Genomic DNA, 13,446 nt, shown 5'->3' with positions numbered 1-13,446 from the left:
ATGATTCGTCAATCTCGCTGCTCGACTGCCCCCGCCACACCCCGCACCCCCATAATCGTTAGGCATGGGAAAGACTTACGAGCGCATAGACGGCAGACTCCGCACCTTCATCGAGGCGCAGCCCCTCTTCTTCACCGCCACCGCTCCCCTGGCCGGCGACGGCACGGTCAACCTGTCCCCCAAGGGCCTCACCGGCTGCTTCGCGGTGCTCGACGAACTCACCGTGGCCTACCTCGACTTCGCGGGCTCGAACGCGGAGACCATCGCCCACCTGCGGGAGAACGGACGCATCACCCTGATGTGGTGCGCCTTCCAGGGCCCGCCGAACATCGTGCGGGTGCACGGCCGCGGCGAGCCGGTCTTCCGCGACGATCCCCGCTTCCCGGAGCTTCTCACCCACTTCCCCGACATCGACACCAGCGTGCACGGCCTGCGCGCGGTCATCGTCGTGCACGCCGAACTCATCCGCGACACCTGCGGCTACGCCGTCCCCTTCATGGCCTACGAGAGCGACCGGGACCTGCACGGCAAACGGTTCGCCCGGGAGGACGACGCCTCGCTCAGCGCCTACTTCACCAAGAAGGAGCACATCGCCCACAGCATTGACGGCCTCCCCGGGCTGCCGCTTCCCCTGCCCCCGTCTACCGTCTGAGCCATGCGCCCCGGTGTCCTCGTCGCCGTCCTCGTCTCCGCCTCCCTCCTCACGCTCGGTGCCGCTCCCGCCGACGGGTCCGCCGCCCGGCCGCTGCCGGCCCGGATGACGGACACCGGCGGCGGCACCCAGCTGATCACCGCGGTCGCGCCGGACACCGGATCGACCACGGGCACCGTCACCTGGTGGGACCGCGGGAGCGGCGGCGACGGCCGCTGGGTGGCGGCCGGTTCCGCGCCCGCCCGCTTCGGCTCCGGCGGACTCACCGAAGGGGCGACGCGCGTCCAGGGCACGAACACCACGCCGACCGGGCTGTACGACCTGCCGTACGCCTTCGGCATCGAGGCGGCGCCGCACGGGACGGCGTACCCGTACCGGCCCGTCCGGCAGGACTCCTGGTGGTGCCAGGACAACGCCTCCCGTTCCTACAACCGCTGGACCGAGCCGCGCCCCGCCGACTGCCGCGCCGCCGAGGCCGAGCACCTGGTCACGTACCGGACCCAGTACGCGTACGCCCTGGTCGTCGGCTTCAACTACGACCGCCCGGTGCGCGGCCGCGGCGCGGGCATCTTCCTGCACGTCGACGGGCGCGGGGCGACGGCGGGCTGCGTATCGGTGCCCGAGGACGCCATGCGGCGGATCCTGCGGTGGGCCGAGCCGGAGGAACGGCCGCACCTCGCGATCGGGACCTCGGGCGGGGCGACGGCGATCACCCGCTACTGAATCCGGAGGGCACGACCGGCGCGGGCTGAACGCTCGACCGGCACGGCGCGTATCTGTGGGCCAAGGGCCAAGTCCCCACGGAGGAACCGTGACCACCACGCTCGCCGGCGGCCGTGCCGCCCGCCGTCAGACGATGCGGCGCATCCGTCCGCGCCGCTCCCCCGCCGTCCCCCTGCTGCTCGCCGTGTGGGCGGGCGCGGCGGGCGTGTTGTGGCTGTGGTGGCGCAACACGCCCGCCATCTCCGACGACACCGGCAGGATTCTCGGCGCGGGCCGGATCACCGGCCTGCTCGCCGGGTACCTGATGGCGCTGGTGGTGCTCCAGATGGCCCGGGTCCCGGCGCTGGAGCGGCGCGTCGGGTCGGACCGGGTCGCCCGCTGGCACGCCATGACCGGCCGCTACACCCTCTGCCTGGTCCTGGCCCACGTCTTCCTGATCATGTGGGGCTACGCGGCGCAGGCCGGCAAGGGCCTCGGCGACATCGTCGCGCAGACGGTCGACTCCGTGAACCAGCTGCCCGACATGGGCAAGGCCGCCGTCGGCACCGGCCTGCTGGTCGTCATCGGATTGCTGTCCGCCGGCCCCGTGCGCCGCCGCATCCCGTACGACGCCTGGTACCACGTGCACCTGCTCACCTACGCGGCGGTGTTCCTGACCTTCTGGCACCAGTTGACCACCGGCAACGACTTCGCCGTCGAGCCGCTCGCCAGGACCGTCTGGTACGCGCTGTACGGCTCCGTGACCGCCCTGGTGCTCTGGTACCGGGCCCTGACCCCCCTCCGGCTCAACCTGCGGCACCGGATGCGGGTGGAGGCGGTGATCGAGGAGACGCCCGGGATCGTGTCGGTGCTGATCGGCGGGCGCCGGCTGCACCGGATGGGCGCCGAGGCGGGGCAGTTCTTCCGCTGGCGGTTCCTGGCGCCCGGCATGCGGTTCAGCTCCCACCCGTACTCGCTGTCGGCGGCGCCCCGTCCGGACCTGCTCCGGATCACCGTGAAGGCCATCGGCGACCACAGCGCCCGGCTGCGCGAGCTGGAGCCCGGCACCCGGGTGTGGGCGGAGGGCCCGTACGGCGCCCTGACCGCCCAGCGCCGCAGCCGCGGCAAGGTGCTGCTGGTGGCGGGCGGGGTGGGGATCACGCCGATGCGGGCCCTGTTCGAGACGCTGCCCGGCGCGTCCGGCGACATCACGCTGCTCTACCGGGCCAACAGCACCCAGGACCTGGCGCTCTGGGACGAGCTGGCGGGGATCGCCGACGAGCGCGGCGCCCGGCTGATGTACGCGGTCAACAGCCCGGACGGGGAGCGCCCGGACATCTCCGCGGAGACCCTGGCCCGGAAGATCCCGGACGTCGAGCGCCACGACGTCTTCCTGTGCGGGCCGCCCGGCTTCGCCCAGTCGGTGTACGAGGCACTGCGCGGCGCGGGGGTCCCCGCCCGCCGTATCCACCACGAGTCGTTCGAGATGTGAGCGACGGACATCAGGAGTCCAGGACCCATGAGGAAAAGCCACCCCGTTCGGCGTGCCGTGCTCGCCGGGGCCGCCACCGTGTCCGGGATCGTGCTGCTGCTGTCGCTGAAACCGGCGTCCGACCCGGGCTCCGCCTCTGCGGCGGGCGGCGCGGTGCCGCCCGTGGCCGCACAGTCGCCGCAGGGCGGCCGGGGCGCCGGAGCCGGCACCGTCACGGGTGACGCGGCCAGTACGCAGTACGGCCCCGTGCAGGTCCGGCTCACCGTGAGCGACGGGAAGATCACCAGGGCCGAGGCCGTGCAGGCACCCAAGGGCGGGCAGAGCGACCGGGTCACCGCCGACGCCGTGCCCAAGCTGAACCAGGCGGCGGTCGCGGCCGGCAGCGCCGACATCGACGCGGTGTCGGGCGCCACCTACACCAGCGCCGGGTACGTGAAGTCACTCCAGTCGGCCCTCGACAAGGCGGCTGCGGCGGCCGGCTCCAACGCCGGAGCCGGAGCCGCCGAGGAGGGCGCCGGAGCCGGGCAGGGCACGCAGGTGCTCACCGGTGACGCCGCGCAGACCCAGTACGGCCCCGTGCAGGTCCGGGTGACCGTCAGCGGCGGGAAGATCACCGGGGTCGAGACGCTGCAGGCGCCCAAGGGTGGCCGCAGCGACCAGGTGACGGCCGACGCCGTACCGAAGCTCGACCGGGCCGCCGTCGCCGCGGGCAACGCCGACATCGACGCGGTGTCGGGCGCCACCTACACCAGCGCCGGGTACAAACAGTCCCTCCAGTCGGCACTGGACCGGGCCGGTGGCTGACCCCGGGACCGGGACCGAGTCCGGGTCCGGGTCCAAGGGCGCGTCCGGGACCGAGCCGGAGTCCGGGTCCGGGGCCGCGTCCGGGGCCGGGTCCGCGTCCGGGGCCGCGTCCGGGGCCGGGGCCGCGTCCGGGGCCGGGGCCGCGTCCCGGGCCGGGGCCGCGTCCCGGGCCGGGGCCGCACAAACTCCCGTCGCGGTGCGTCACGTGGAGGAGGCGATGGGGACCGTCTTCTCCTTCGACGTCCGCGGCGGGAAACCCGCGGCGGTACGGGCGGCGCTGGCCGAGGCGGTCGCCGGACTGCACCGGGCGGACGAGGTGTTCAGCACCTACCGGGACGGCAGCGACATCTCGCGGCTGGCGCGCGGCGAACTGACCGTCGAGGCTTGTGCGCCGGAGGTCGCCGAGGTGCTGGAACTGGCGGCGGAGGCGGAGCGGGTGAGCGACGGCTGGTTCAGCACGCGGTACGGGGGACGGCTCGATCCGACCGGCATCGTCAAGGGCTGGGCCGTGGAGCGCGCCGCGCGGCGGATCTCGGCGATGGTCGCCGGTGCGAGCGGGGTCAGCGTCAACGGGGGCGGGGACGTGCAACTGCTCGGTACGCCCGGGGCGGCGCGGCCGTGGCGGGTCGGGGTGTCGGACCCGCTGCGGCCCGGCGGCCTCGCGGCGGTCGTGTCGGCGGCGGGGGCGGCGGAGCTGGCCGTGGCGACGTCCGGCTCCGCCGAGCGGGGCGCGCATGTCGTCGACCCGCGCACCGGGCGCTCGGCGGTGACCGACCTGCTGTCCGTGACGGTGGTCGCGCCCCGGCTGACCTGGGCGGACTGCTGGGCGACGGCGGCGTTCGCGATGGGGGCGCGGGACGGGCTGCGGTGGCTCGAGTCGCTGCCCGGCGTCGAGGGGCTGCTGATCACGGCGGGGGACGAGGTGCGGTGTACTGGGGGTCTGGCGGCGTGGCTGGGCTGAACCCGGCCCACGGGTGACCGGCGCCGCCGGGCAGGCGTCCGTACGTGGGAGGAGCCCGGAATGGCGGAAGTGCGCGGTGTCGAGGTCGTCGTGTGCGACGTGCTCGGCACGATGGTCGACGAACCGGGGGGACTGCGGACCGCGTTGCGGGAGGCGGTGCCCGGTGCCGACGAGGCGTCCGTCGACCGGTGGCTGACGGTCTGGCAGGAGCACGTCGAGCAGGAGATACGGCGCGTCAACGCCGGGAAGCGGCCGTACGCCGACTCGGGGGTCCTGGACCGCGAGGCGGCGGAGCGGGTCGCCGGGCACGCCGGGCTGACCGACGCGGACGCCGTCGCGCGGCTGGCCGGTGCGGGGCGGCGTCTGGAGCCGTGGCCCGACTCCGTCTCCGGGCTCGCGCGGCTGGCCGAGCGGTTCCCGGTCGTGGGCCTGTCCAACGCCTCCCGTGCGACCCTGCTCCGCCTCAACGAGCACGCCGGGCTGCGCTGGCACCAGGCCCTGTCGGCCGAGGACGCCCGCGTGTACAAGCCCGCGCCCGAGGTCTACCGGCTCGCCCTCACCGCGGCCGGCTGCCCGCCCGAGCGGGTGCTGATGGTCGCCGCCCACGCCTGGGACCTGCGCGGTGCCCGGGCGGTGGGGATGCGCACCGCCTACGTCGGGCGTCCGGTCGGCGACCCGCCGACGCCCACGGACGCCTTCGACTGGGCCGTGGACGGTCTGGACGAGCTGGCCGCGGCGCTGACGGAGGGCTGACCGCCGGGCAGCGCCGTGCTCCCCGCTCAGCCCCCGTTCTGGGCCAGCCGCAGCAAGTGGTCCGCCAGGGCCTGCCCGCCCGCGGGCTCCCGGCTGATCAGCATCAGCGTGTCGTCGCCCGCGATCGTCCCCAGGATGTCGTGCAGTTCCGCCTGGTCGATGGCCGAGGCGAGGAACTGCGCCGCACCCGGAGGGGTGCGCAGGACCACGAGGTTCGCGGACGCCTCCGCGGAGATCAGCAGCTCCGCGGAGAGCCGCCGCATCCGCTCCTCCTTCGCCGACTCCCCGAGCGGTGCCCGCGGGGTGCGGAAGCCGCCCTCGCTGGGCACCGCGTAGATGAGGTCGCCGTCGGTGTTGCGGATCTTGACCGCGTTCAGCTCGTCCAGGTCCCGGGAGAGCGTCGCCTGGGTGACGGTGAGCCCGTCGTCGGCGAGCAGCTTCGCCAGCTGGCTCTGCGAGCGGACCGCCTGCCGGTTGAGGATGTCCACGATCCGGCGGTGGCGTGCGGTGCGGGTCTGCGGCAGGGCGGGCCCGGCCGTCTGCTCGTGCTCCTGCGCGTGGCTCATCGTCGTCTCATTCTCCGGATCGTCCGTCCCCGTGGGCCGTCTCGGCGGCCTGGTCAAGGATGCCGGGCAGCGCCCCGAGGAACGCGTCCACCACGTCGTCGCCGAGGTTCAGCGCGGGCATCAGCCGTACGACATCGGGCGCGGGCGCGTTCACCAGGATTCCGGCGTCCTGAGCCGCCTGCTGCACCCGGGCGGCGAGCGGCTCGGTGAGCACGATACCCAGGAGCAGTCCGGCGCCCCGGACGTGGGCGACGAGCGGGTGGCCGAGGGCTTCGACGCCGCCCCGCAGCTTCTCGCTCTGCCGCTTGACGTTGTCCAGCAGCCCCTCGTCGGCGATGGTGTCGAGGACGGCGAGTCCGGCGGCGCAGGCGACCGGGTTGCCGCCGAAGGTGGTGCCGTGGTGGCCGGGCTGGAGCAGGTCGGCGGCGCGGCCGAAGGCGATCGTCGCGCCGAGCGGCAGTCCGCCGCCGAGGCCCTTGGCGAGGGTGACGACGTCGGGCAGGACGCCTTCGTGGGCCTGGTACTCGAACCAGTGCCCGGTCCGGCCGACGCCGGTCTGCACCTCGTCCAGGACGAGCAGCGCGCCGGTGGCGGCGGTGATGGCGCGGGCCGCCTTCAGGTAGCCGGGGGGCGGGACGACGACGCCGTTCTCGCCCTGGATCGGCTCGATGATCACCAGCGCCGTCTCCTCGGTGACGGCCGCGGCCAAGGCCTGCGGGTCGCCGTACGGCACGTGTGTGACGTCGCCGGGCAGCGGCAGGAAGGGCTCCTGCTTGCCGGGCTGGCCGGTCAGGGCCAGGGCGCCCATGGTGCGGCCGTGGAATCCGCCCTGCGTGGCGACCATGTGCGGGCGGCCGGTCAGCCGGCCGATCTTGAAGGCGCCCTCGTTGGCCTCGGCGCCGGAGTTGCAGAAGTAGACCTTGCCGTCGCGGCCGAAGTGCTGGAGCAGCCGTTCGGCGAGGGCGACGGGCGGCTCGGCGATGAAGAGGTTGGAGACGTGGCCGAGGGAGGCGATCTGCCGGCTCACGGCGTCCACCACAGCCGGGTGGGCGTGGCCGAGCGCGTTGACCGCGATGCCGCCGACGAAGTCGAGGTACTCCGTGCCGTCGGCGTCCCACAGCCGGGAACCCTCACCGCGCACCAGCGGCAGGCGCGGCGTGCCGTAGTTGTTCATGAGCGTGCCCTGCCACCGCTCGGTCAGCTCCGCGTTGCTCACGACTCCCCCTCTTCGTCCGGCACGACCATCGTGCCGATCCCCTCGTCGGTGAAGATCTCCAGCAGGATCGAGTGCTGGACCCGGCCGTCGATGACGCGGGCGGTGGTGACGCCGTTGCGCACCGCGTGCAGGCAGCCCTCCATCTTCGGCACCATGCCGCTGGCCAGGTCGGGCAGCAGTTTCTCCAGCTCGGACGCGGTGAGACGGCTGATCACCTCGTCCGAGTGCGGCCAGTCCTCGTAGAGGCCCTCGACGTCGGTGAGGACCATGAGAGTCTCGGCGCCGAGCGCCGCAGCGAGTGCCGCAGCCGCCGTATCAGCATTGACGTTGTAGACATGGTGGTCGTCCTGGGAACGGGCGATCGACGAGACGACCGGGATGCGGCCGTCGGCCAGCAGGGCCTCGATGGCGCCGGTGTCGATCTCGGTGATCTCGCCGACCCGTCCGATGTCGACGAGCTCGCCGTCGATCTCGGGCTGGTGCTTGGTGGCGGTGAGGGTGTGCGCGTCCTCGCCGGTGAGGCCGACGGCGAGCGGTCCGTGCTGGTTGAGCAGCCCGACCAGCTCCCGCTGGACCTGCCCGGCGAGCACCATCCGTACGACGTCCATGGCGTCCTCGGTGGTGACGCGCAGGCCGGCCTTGAACTCGCTGACGATGCCGTGCTTGTCGAGGGCGGCGCTGATCTGCGGTCCGCCGCCGTGCACGACGACGGGCTTGAGGCCCGCGTGGCGCAGGAAGACGACGTCCTGGGCGAAGGCGGCCTTGAGGTCCTCGTCGATCATGGCGTTGCCGCCGAACTTGATGACGACGGTCCTGCCGTGGTGCCGGGTCAGCCAGGGCAGCGCCTCGATGAGGATCTGGGCCTTGGGCAGCGCGGTGTGCTTCCGCGTGGGTGCGTTGCTCGTTCCGTCGCTCATGAGGAGTACGCGCTGTTCTCGTGGACGTAGTCGGCGGTGAGGTCGTTGGTCCAGATGGTGGCGGTGGCATCGCCCGCGGCGAGGTCGGCCACGATGTGCACCTCGCGGTAGCGCATGTCGACCAGCTCGCGGTCCTCGCCCACGCCGCCGTTCTTGCAGACCCAGACGCCGTTGATGGCGACGTTCAGCCGGTCGGGCTCGAAGGCCGCGTCGGTGGTGCCGATGGCGGAGAGGACGCGGCCCCAGTTGGGGTCCTCGCCGTGGATGGCGCACTTGAGCAGGTTGTTGCGGGCGATGGTGCGGCCCACCTGGACGGCCTCGTCCTCGGTCGCGGCGTTGACGACCTCGACCTTGATGTCCTTGCTGGCGCCCTCGGCGTCCCGGATGAGCTGCTGCCCGAGGTCGTCGCAGACGGTGCGGACGGCCTCGGCGAAGGCGTCGTACTCGGGGGCGACGCCGGAGGCGCCGGAGGCGAGCAGCAGCACCGTGTCGTTGGTGGACATGCAGCCGTCGGAGTCGACCCGGTCGAAGGTGACGCGGGTGGCGGCGCGCAGGGCGCGGTCCAGGGCCTCGGTCTCCAGGTCGGCGTCGGTGGTGATCACGACGAGCATCGTGGCGAGCCCCGGGGCGAGCATCCCGGCGCCCTTGGCCATGCCGCCGACGGTCCAGCCGTCCCGCGTCACGACGGACGTCTTGTGCACGGTGTCCGTCGTCTTGATGGCGATGGCGGCCTTCTCGCCGCCGTGCTCGGAGAGCTGACCGGCGACCGCTTCCACGCCGGGGAGCAGCTTGTCCATGGGCAGCAGTACGCCGATGAGCCCGGTGGAGCAGACGGCGACCTCGCCCGCCCCCGTCCCGAGCACGTCGGCGACCTTCTCGGCGGTGGCGTGGGTGTCCTGGAAGCCCTTGGGCCCGGTGCAGGCGTTGGCGCCGCCGGAGTTGAGCACGACGGCGGTCAGCTCACCGCTCTTGAGCACCTGCTCGGACCACAGGACCGGCGCGGCCTTGACGCGGTTGGAGGTGAAGACGCCCGCGGCGGAGCGTCGGGGGCCGGTGTTGACCACGAGGGCCAGGTCGGGGTTGCCGCTCTCCTTGATCCCGGCGGCGATGCCCGCCGCCGTGAATCCCTTTGCTGCCGTCACACTCACGGCGCAACTCCGATCGTCGTCAGTCCGGTGGTCTCGTCGAGACCCAGGGCGATGTTCATGCTCTGGACGGCACCGCCCGCGGTGCCCTTGGCCAGGTTGTCGATGGCGCCGACGGCGATGATCCGGCCCGCGGCGGCGTCGTACGCGACCTGCACCTGGACGGCGTTGGAGCCGTACACGGAGGCGGTCGCGGGCCACTGTCCCTCGGGCAGCAGGTGCACGAAGGGCTCGTCGGCGAAAGCCTTTTCGTAGGCCGCCCGCACCGACTCGGCGGTGACACCGGGCTTCGCCTTCGCGGTGCAGGTGGCGAGGATGCCGCGGGGCATCGGTGCGAGGGTCGGTGTGAAGGAGACGGTGACCGGCTCACCGGCGACCGCGCCGAGGTTCTGGATCATCTCGGGGGTGTGCCGGTGGCCGCCGCCGACGCCGTACGGCGACATGGAGCCCATGACCTCGCTGCCCAGCAGGTGCGGCTTGGCCGCCTTGCCGGCCCCGGACGTCCCGGAGGCGGCGACGATCACCGCTTCGGGCTCGGCCAGCGACGCGGCGTACGCCGGGAAGAGGGCCAGGGACACGGCCGTGGGGTAGCAACCGGGCACCGCGATGCGCTTGGACCCCTCCAGCGCGGCGCGGGCACCCGGAAGTTCGGGGAGGCCGTAGGGCCAGGTGCCGGCGTGCGGGGAGCCGTAGAACGTCTCCCAGTCGGCCGCGTCCCTGAGCCGGAAGTCGGCGCCCATGTCGACGACCAGGACCTCCGGGCCGAGCTGTTCGGCGACGGCGGCGGACTGCCCGTGCGGCAGCGCGAGGAAGACGACGTCGTGCCCCGCGAGGACGTCCGCCGTGGTCGGCTCCAGCACCCGGTCGGCCAGCGGCAGCAGGTGCGGCTGAAGCGCGCCGAGCCGCTGACCCGCGTTGGAGTTGCCGGTCAGGGCGCCGATCTCGATCTCGGGGTGGGTCAGGAGCAGGCGCAGCAGCTCACCGCCCGCATACCCGCTCGCTCCGGCCACCGCCGCACGTACCGCCATGGAAAACCCTCCTCCTGGATGGCATGACTATACGTTTCGCTGCACGTTTATGCAATCCAGTGAATACCGACCCACGGCGGGGCCGAGCGGGACCTCAGCCCTTGACGGCTTCCGCGATGTGCCGCGCGGCCCGGTCGGGCGTGAGGTGTGTGGTGTCGACGACCTCGGCCTCGGCGTGCAGCCAGGTGCGGGCGGCCTCGGCGTACGGCTCGAGGTACCGGAGACGGAACGGCGAGTTGGGCCCCAGTTCGGTGTCGCCCGCGATGCGCCCCCGCAAGGTCTCCCGGTCGGCGTGGAGGACGAAGTGCCGTACGGGGATCCCGTGCGCGGCGAGGCCGCCCGCGATCTCCCGCCAGTACGCCTCGACCAGCACCGTCATCGGCATCACCAGGGTGCCGCCGGCGTAGTCGAGTACCCGGCGGGCGGTCTCCACGACGAGCGGGCGCCACGGCGGCCAGTGCTGGAAGTTGTCCGTCTCCGGCAGGCCGGGCGTGATGTCCATGAGCGTCTCGCCGACCTTCTCGGCGTCGAACACCCGGGAGTCCGGGAGCAGCCGCTGCACGAGCGCGGCGGTCGTCGTCTTGCCCGCACCGTGGGTGCCGTTCAGCCATACGATCATGCGTCCCCAGGCTAGCCGGGACCGGCGACGCGGTGGGGTGGTCGCGTCGCCGGTCCCGGTCGGGCGCTGCCGGGCTATCGCTGCCTGATCCGCAGGAACGTCACCGAGTTCGGCGGGAAGGTGTACGTGAACTCGCTCGCCACTCCCGAGAAGGTCGAGGTCACCGGGGTCACCGGGGTGTCCGTCTCGGTGTTGACCGCGTCCTGGTCGGCGGCGAGGGTGGTGACCGCGGCCCTGGACGCCACCTTCGCGCCGCCGAGGTCGACGGCGGTGCGGGCGGCCGTGTCCTGGGCGTTGACGACCTTGACGATCAGTTCGCCGGTGCGGTCGTCGCGCGTGACGATCTGGCGGAAGGGCTCGGCCGGCTTGTCGTCGGTGAAGCTGCCCCACTCCTCACCGTCGAGGTAGAGGGTGACCTGGCGGCCCCGGACCTTGACGTCGATGTCGTAGGCGCGGCCCGTCTCGATCGATCCGGCCTTGGACAGGAGCGTCGACTTGCCGCCGTCGGAGGCCTGCTCCACGGCGGACTGGGTGTTGTTCCAGCCGCCCAGGTTCCACCAGTAGTAGTTGCCGGTGTCCTTGACGCCGAAGGCGACCAGGAAGCCCTCCTTGCCGGACTTCTTCGTGGCCTTCACGTGCAGGTCGTAGTCGTGCCAGGCGGGGTCACCCGCCGTGACCAGGGTGTTCTCCGCCGCCGTGTCCGTCTGGACGTACTGGCCGTCCTGGACGGTCCAGCTTCCGGCGCCCGAGTGGGTCCACTGGGAGGCGTCACCGGAGAAGTCGTCGGACAGGAGGGTATCCCCGTCGGCCGAGGTCACCTTCACGTCGTCGTACGCCGCGCTGGTGGCCCAGGTCGACAGGCCGACGGCGCCGGTGATGGGGCCGCTGACGGCGGGGGTGCCGGTGGCCTTCGAGGGGACGACGCGGTCGCCGGTGTTGTTCATGAAAAGCTTCTGGACCTCGTAGTTGGCCGAGCCCCAGGACGCGTGGTTGTTGAACCAGATCAGGTCCGGGCTCCACTGCACGTAGTCCTCGTTGGACAGCAGCGGGGCGTAGGAGGCCAGCTCGACCACGTCGGCGTTGCGTTCCAGGCCGGTCATGAACGCGGCCTCGGCGAGGGCGTTCTTCCAGGCGTTGCCCTGGGAGGCGTACTCGCCGAGGAAGACCTTGGGGCCGTTGCGGTCGTAGGAGTCGTAGCGGTCGTTGTTCTGGAGGAACCACTGCGGGCTGTTGTAGTAGTGCTCGTCGACCATGTCGACGCCCGCGTCGCGGTTGAGCTGCCAGGCGGTGTCGAAGGTGGTGCCGGAGTCGTCGGGACCGGAGTTGGAGACGACGGTGATGTCCGGGTACACGGCCTCGATGGCGGCGCGGAACCGCTCGAAGCGCGCGAAGAACTCCTTCGGGAGGTTCTCCTCGTTGCCGACTTCGAGGTGGGTGAGGTGGAAGGGCTTGGGGTGGCCCATCTCGGCGCGCTTCTTGCCCCATTCGCTGGTGCGGGGGCCGTTGGCGAACTCGATGAGGTCCAGGGTGTCCTGGATGTGCCGCTTCAGCAGCGCGTCGTCGTCGACGGCCCTGTTCTGGCCGCAGCCGGTGACCAGGGCGGGGACGACGGGCAGCGGCATGGCGCCAATGTCCTCGGCGAAGCGGAAGTACTCGTAGTAGCCGAGGCCGTAGCTCTGGTTGTAGCCCCAGAAGTTGGCGTTGGTGGCGCGTTCCTCGACGGGGCCGATGGTGTCCTTCCACTGGTAGGAGCGCTTGCGCTGCCAGCCGGAGTCCGCGCTGTAGTCCTCCATGGAGCCGGTGTTGACCAGGCAGCCGCCGGGGAAGCGCAGGAAGCCGGGCTCCAGGGCCTCGATCTTCTCGGCGAGGTCCTTGCGCAGGCCGTTCGGCTGGTGCTTGTAGGTGTCGCGGGGGAAGAGGGACACCATGTCGAGCGCGGCGGGGGCGGTGGTGGCGACGGCGAGGCGGCCGCGGTTGCTGGTGCGGGTCGCGGTGAAGGTGGCGGTGTACTTGCGCCACTTCCCCTCGGCGGCCACCTCGCGCACCTTCGCGAGGGTGCCCGCGGCGTCCCGGAGGGTGACGGTGAGGGTGGTCCCGCTCCCGGCGCGGGCCCAGAGCGAGAAGTCGTACCTCTTGCCCTTCTCGACGCGGATGCCTGTGTTGTAGCCCGCGTTGGTAACGGTGGAACCGGCGCCCAGGGAGAGGTAGTTGCGGTTGCGCTCGTTGAGGCGGCCGTCGTCGTTCACGACCCGGGCGGTGCCGTCGGCGGTCCATGCGGTGAGCGGGGTGTAGGAGGCGTTGTCGGCGGTGGAGTACTCGAAGGAGCGGTTCTGCACGAGTTCGGCGTACAGGCCGCCGTCGGCGGCCCGGTTGATGTCCTCGTAGAAGACGCCGTACATCGTGTCGCCGATCGCGGGGCCCCGGTCGGTCGGGTCGACGGTGATCGTGTAGTCGGCGGCGGCCTCCGCGTGCGCGGGGGACGGCAGCAGGGCGGACGCCGTCAGGAGGGCGGTGACGCTGAGACCGAGTCTCCAGCGGGTGCGTGACATGGATACTCCGCGGCTCGAATGGATCGTTCGGACCGTTCAGGT

13 protein-coding genes are annotated in these 13,446 nt (G+C 72.4%); 6 read left to right on the top strand and 7 right to left on the bottom strand.

Annotated features, from left to right (window positions below):
- Positions 1–64: 64 nt before the first annotated feature.
- From D1J63_RS29895 to D1J63_RS29870, 6 genes are all read left to right on the top strand, one after another.
- Positions 65–652 (top strand): pyridoxamine 5'-phosphate oxidase family protein, encoded by a 588-nt coding sequence (locus D1J63_RS29895; protein ID WP_102929881.1) that lies wholly within the window; start codon positions 65–67, stop codon positions 650–652.
- 3 nt (positions 653–655) lie between these two features.
- Positions 656–1,375, top strand: a complete 720-nt coding sequence (locus D1J63_RS29890; RefSeq protein WP_125633114.1) for a L,D-transpeptidase family protein — start codon at positions 656–658, stop codon at positions 1,373–1,375.
- 88 nt (positions 1,376–1,463) lie between these two features.
- Entirely contained in the window at positions 1,464–2,846 is a 1,383-nt protein-coding gene (locus D1J63_RS29885) for a ferredoxin reductase family protein (RefSeq protein WP_164713034.1), read from the top strand.
- A 27-nt stretch (positions 2,847–2,873) separates the two neighbouring features.
- A complete protein-coding gene (locus tag D1J63_RS29880; RefSeq protein WP_164713033.1) occupies positions 2,874–3,650 on the top strand; it encodes an FMN-binding protein in 777 nt (258 codons plus the stop codon).
- Positions 3,651–3,867: 217 nt separating this feature from the next.
- Positions 3,868–4,611, top strand: coding sequence for an FAD:protein FMN transferase (locus D1J63_RS29875; RefSeq protein ID WP_125633112.1), 744 nt, complete (start codon positions 3,868–3,870; stop codon positions 4,609–4,611).
- A 60-nt stretch (positions 4,612–4,671) separates the two neighbouring features.
- Positions 4,672–5,364, top strand: coding sequence for a haloacid dehalogenase type II (locus tag D1J63_RS29870; protein WP_125633110.1), 693 nt, complete (start codon positions 4,672–4,674; stop codon positions 5,362–5,364).
- Positions 5,365–5,390: 26 nt separating this feature from the next.
- Here D1J63_RS29870 and D1J63_RS29865 read toward each other — a convergent pair whose 3' ends face one another.
- The 7 genes from D1J63_RS29865 to D1J63_RS29835 all read right to left on the bottom strand — a co-directional run bounded on the left by D1J63_RS29865 (position 5,391) and on the right by D1J63_RS29835 (position 13,404).
- Positions 5,391–5,930, bottom strand: coding sequence for an arginine repressor (locus D1J63_RS29865; RefSeq protein ID WP_007447727.1), 540 nt, complete (start codon positions 5,928–5,930; stop codon positions 5,391–5,393).
- Between the two features lie 7 nt (positions 5,931–5,937).
- Entirely contained in the window at positions 5,938–7,146 is a 1,209-nt protein-coding gene (locus D1J63_RS29860; RefSeq protein ID WP_102927798.1) for an acetylornithine transaminase, read from the bottom strand.
- Positions 7,143–8,063 carry an acetylglutamate kinase gene (gene argB, locus D1J63_RS29855; RefSeq protein ID WP_125633108.1) on the bottom strand — a complete coding sequence of 307 codons (921 nt, stop codon included), beginning with the start codon at positions 8,061–8,063 and terminating at the stop codon, positions 7,143–7,145. The genes D1J63_RS29860 and argB overlap by 4 nt, the downstream gene beginning before the upstream one ends.
- Positions 8,060–9,211: a bifunctional glutamate N-acetyltransferase/amino-acid acetyltransferase ArgJ gene (gene argJ / locus D1J63_RS29850; protein ID WP_102927796.1), complete on the bottom strand. Its 1,152-nt coding sequence runs from the start codon at positions 9,209–9,211 to the stop codon at positions 8,060–8,062. The genes argB and argJ overlap by 4 nt, the downstream gene beginning before the upstream one ends.
- The gene (gene argC, locus D1J63_RS29845; RefSeq protein ID WP_125633106.1) at positions 9,208–10,236 is read right to left on the bottom strand and encodes an N-acetyl-gamma-glutamyl-phosphate reductase; all 1,029 of its coding nucleotides are present in this window, start codon (positions 10,234–10,236) and stop codon (positions 9,208–9,210) included. Before argC ends, argJ begins: the two co-directional genes overlap by 4 nt.
- Positions 10,237–10,330: 94 nt before the next feature.
- Entirely contained in the window at positions 10,331–10,855 is a 525-nt protein-coding gene (locus D1J63_RS29840; RefSeq protein WP_125633104.1) for an AAA family ATPase, read from the bottom strand.
- Positions 10,856–10,929: 74 nt separating this feature from the next.
- On the bottom strand, positions 10,930–13,404 hold the full coding sequence (locus D1J63_RS29835; protein ID WP_125633102.1) for an alpha-L-arabinofuranosidase C-terminal domain-containing protein: 2,475 nt from the start codon (positions 13,402–13,404) through the stop codon (positions 10,930–10,932).
- Between the last annotated feature and the right edge of the window lie 42 nt (positions 13,405–13,446).

The sequence above is a fragment of the Streptomyces sp. KPB2 genome, from assembly GCF_003950055.1.
Taxonomy (GTDB): domain Bacteria; phylum Actinomycetota; class Actinomycetes; order Streptomycetales; family Streptomycetaceae; genus Streptomyces; species Streptomyces salinarius.
The sequence above is the reverse complement of the archived record's forward strand: the minus strand, read 5'-3'. Positions and strand labels throughout refer to the sequence as shown.

Coding starts and splice junctions, on each gene's coding strand:
- D1J63_RS29865 (WP_007447727.1), bottom strand. CDS start 5,930: ATGAGCCACGCGCAGGAGCACGAGCAGACGGCCGGGCCCGCCCTGCCG.
- D1J63_RS29895 (WP_102929881.1), top strand. CDS start 65: ATGGGAAAGACTTACGAGCGCATAGACGGCAGACTCCGCACCTTCATC.
- D1J63_RS29870 (WP_125633110.1), top strand. CDS start 4,672: ATGGCGGAAGTGCGCGGTGTCGAGGTCGTCGTGTGCGACGTGCTCGGC.
- D1J63_RS29880 (WP_164713033.1), top strand. CDS start 2,874: ATGAGGAAAAGCCACCCCGTTCGGCGTGCCGTGCTCGCCGGGGCCGCC.
- D1J63_RS29875 (WP_125633112.1), top strand. CDS start 3,868: ATGGGGACCGTCTTCTCCTTCGACGTCCGCGGCGGGAAACCCGCGGCG.
- argC (WP_125633106.1), bottom strand. CDS start 10,236: ATGGCGGTACGTGCGGCGGTGGCCGGAGCGAGCGGGTATGCGGGCGGT.
- argB (WP_125633108.1), bottom strand. CDS start 8,063: ATGAGCGACGGAACGAGCAACGCACCCACGCGGAAGCACACCGCGCTG.
- D1J63_RS29835 (WP_125633102.1), bottom strand. CDS start 13,404: ATGTCACGCACCCGCTGGAGACTCGGTCTCAGCGTCACCGCCCTCCTG.
- D1J63_RS29890 (WP_125633114.1), top strand. CDS start 656: ATGCGCCCCGGTGTCCTCGTCGCCGTCCTCGTCTCCGCCTCCCTCCTC.
- D1J63_RS29840 (WP_125633104.1), bottom strand. CDS start 10,855: ATGATCGTATGGCTGAACGGCACCCACGGTGCGGGCAAGACGACGACC.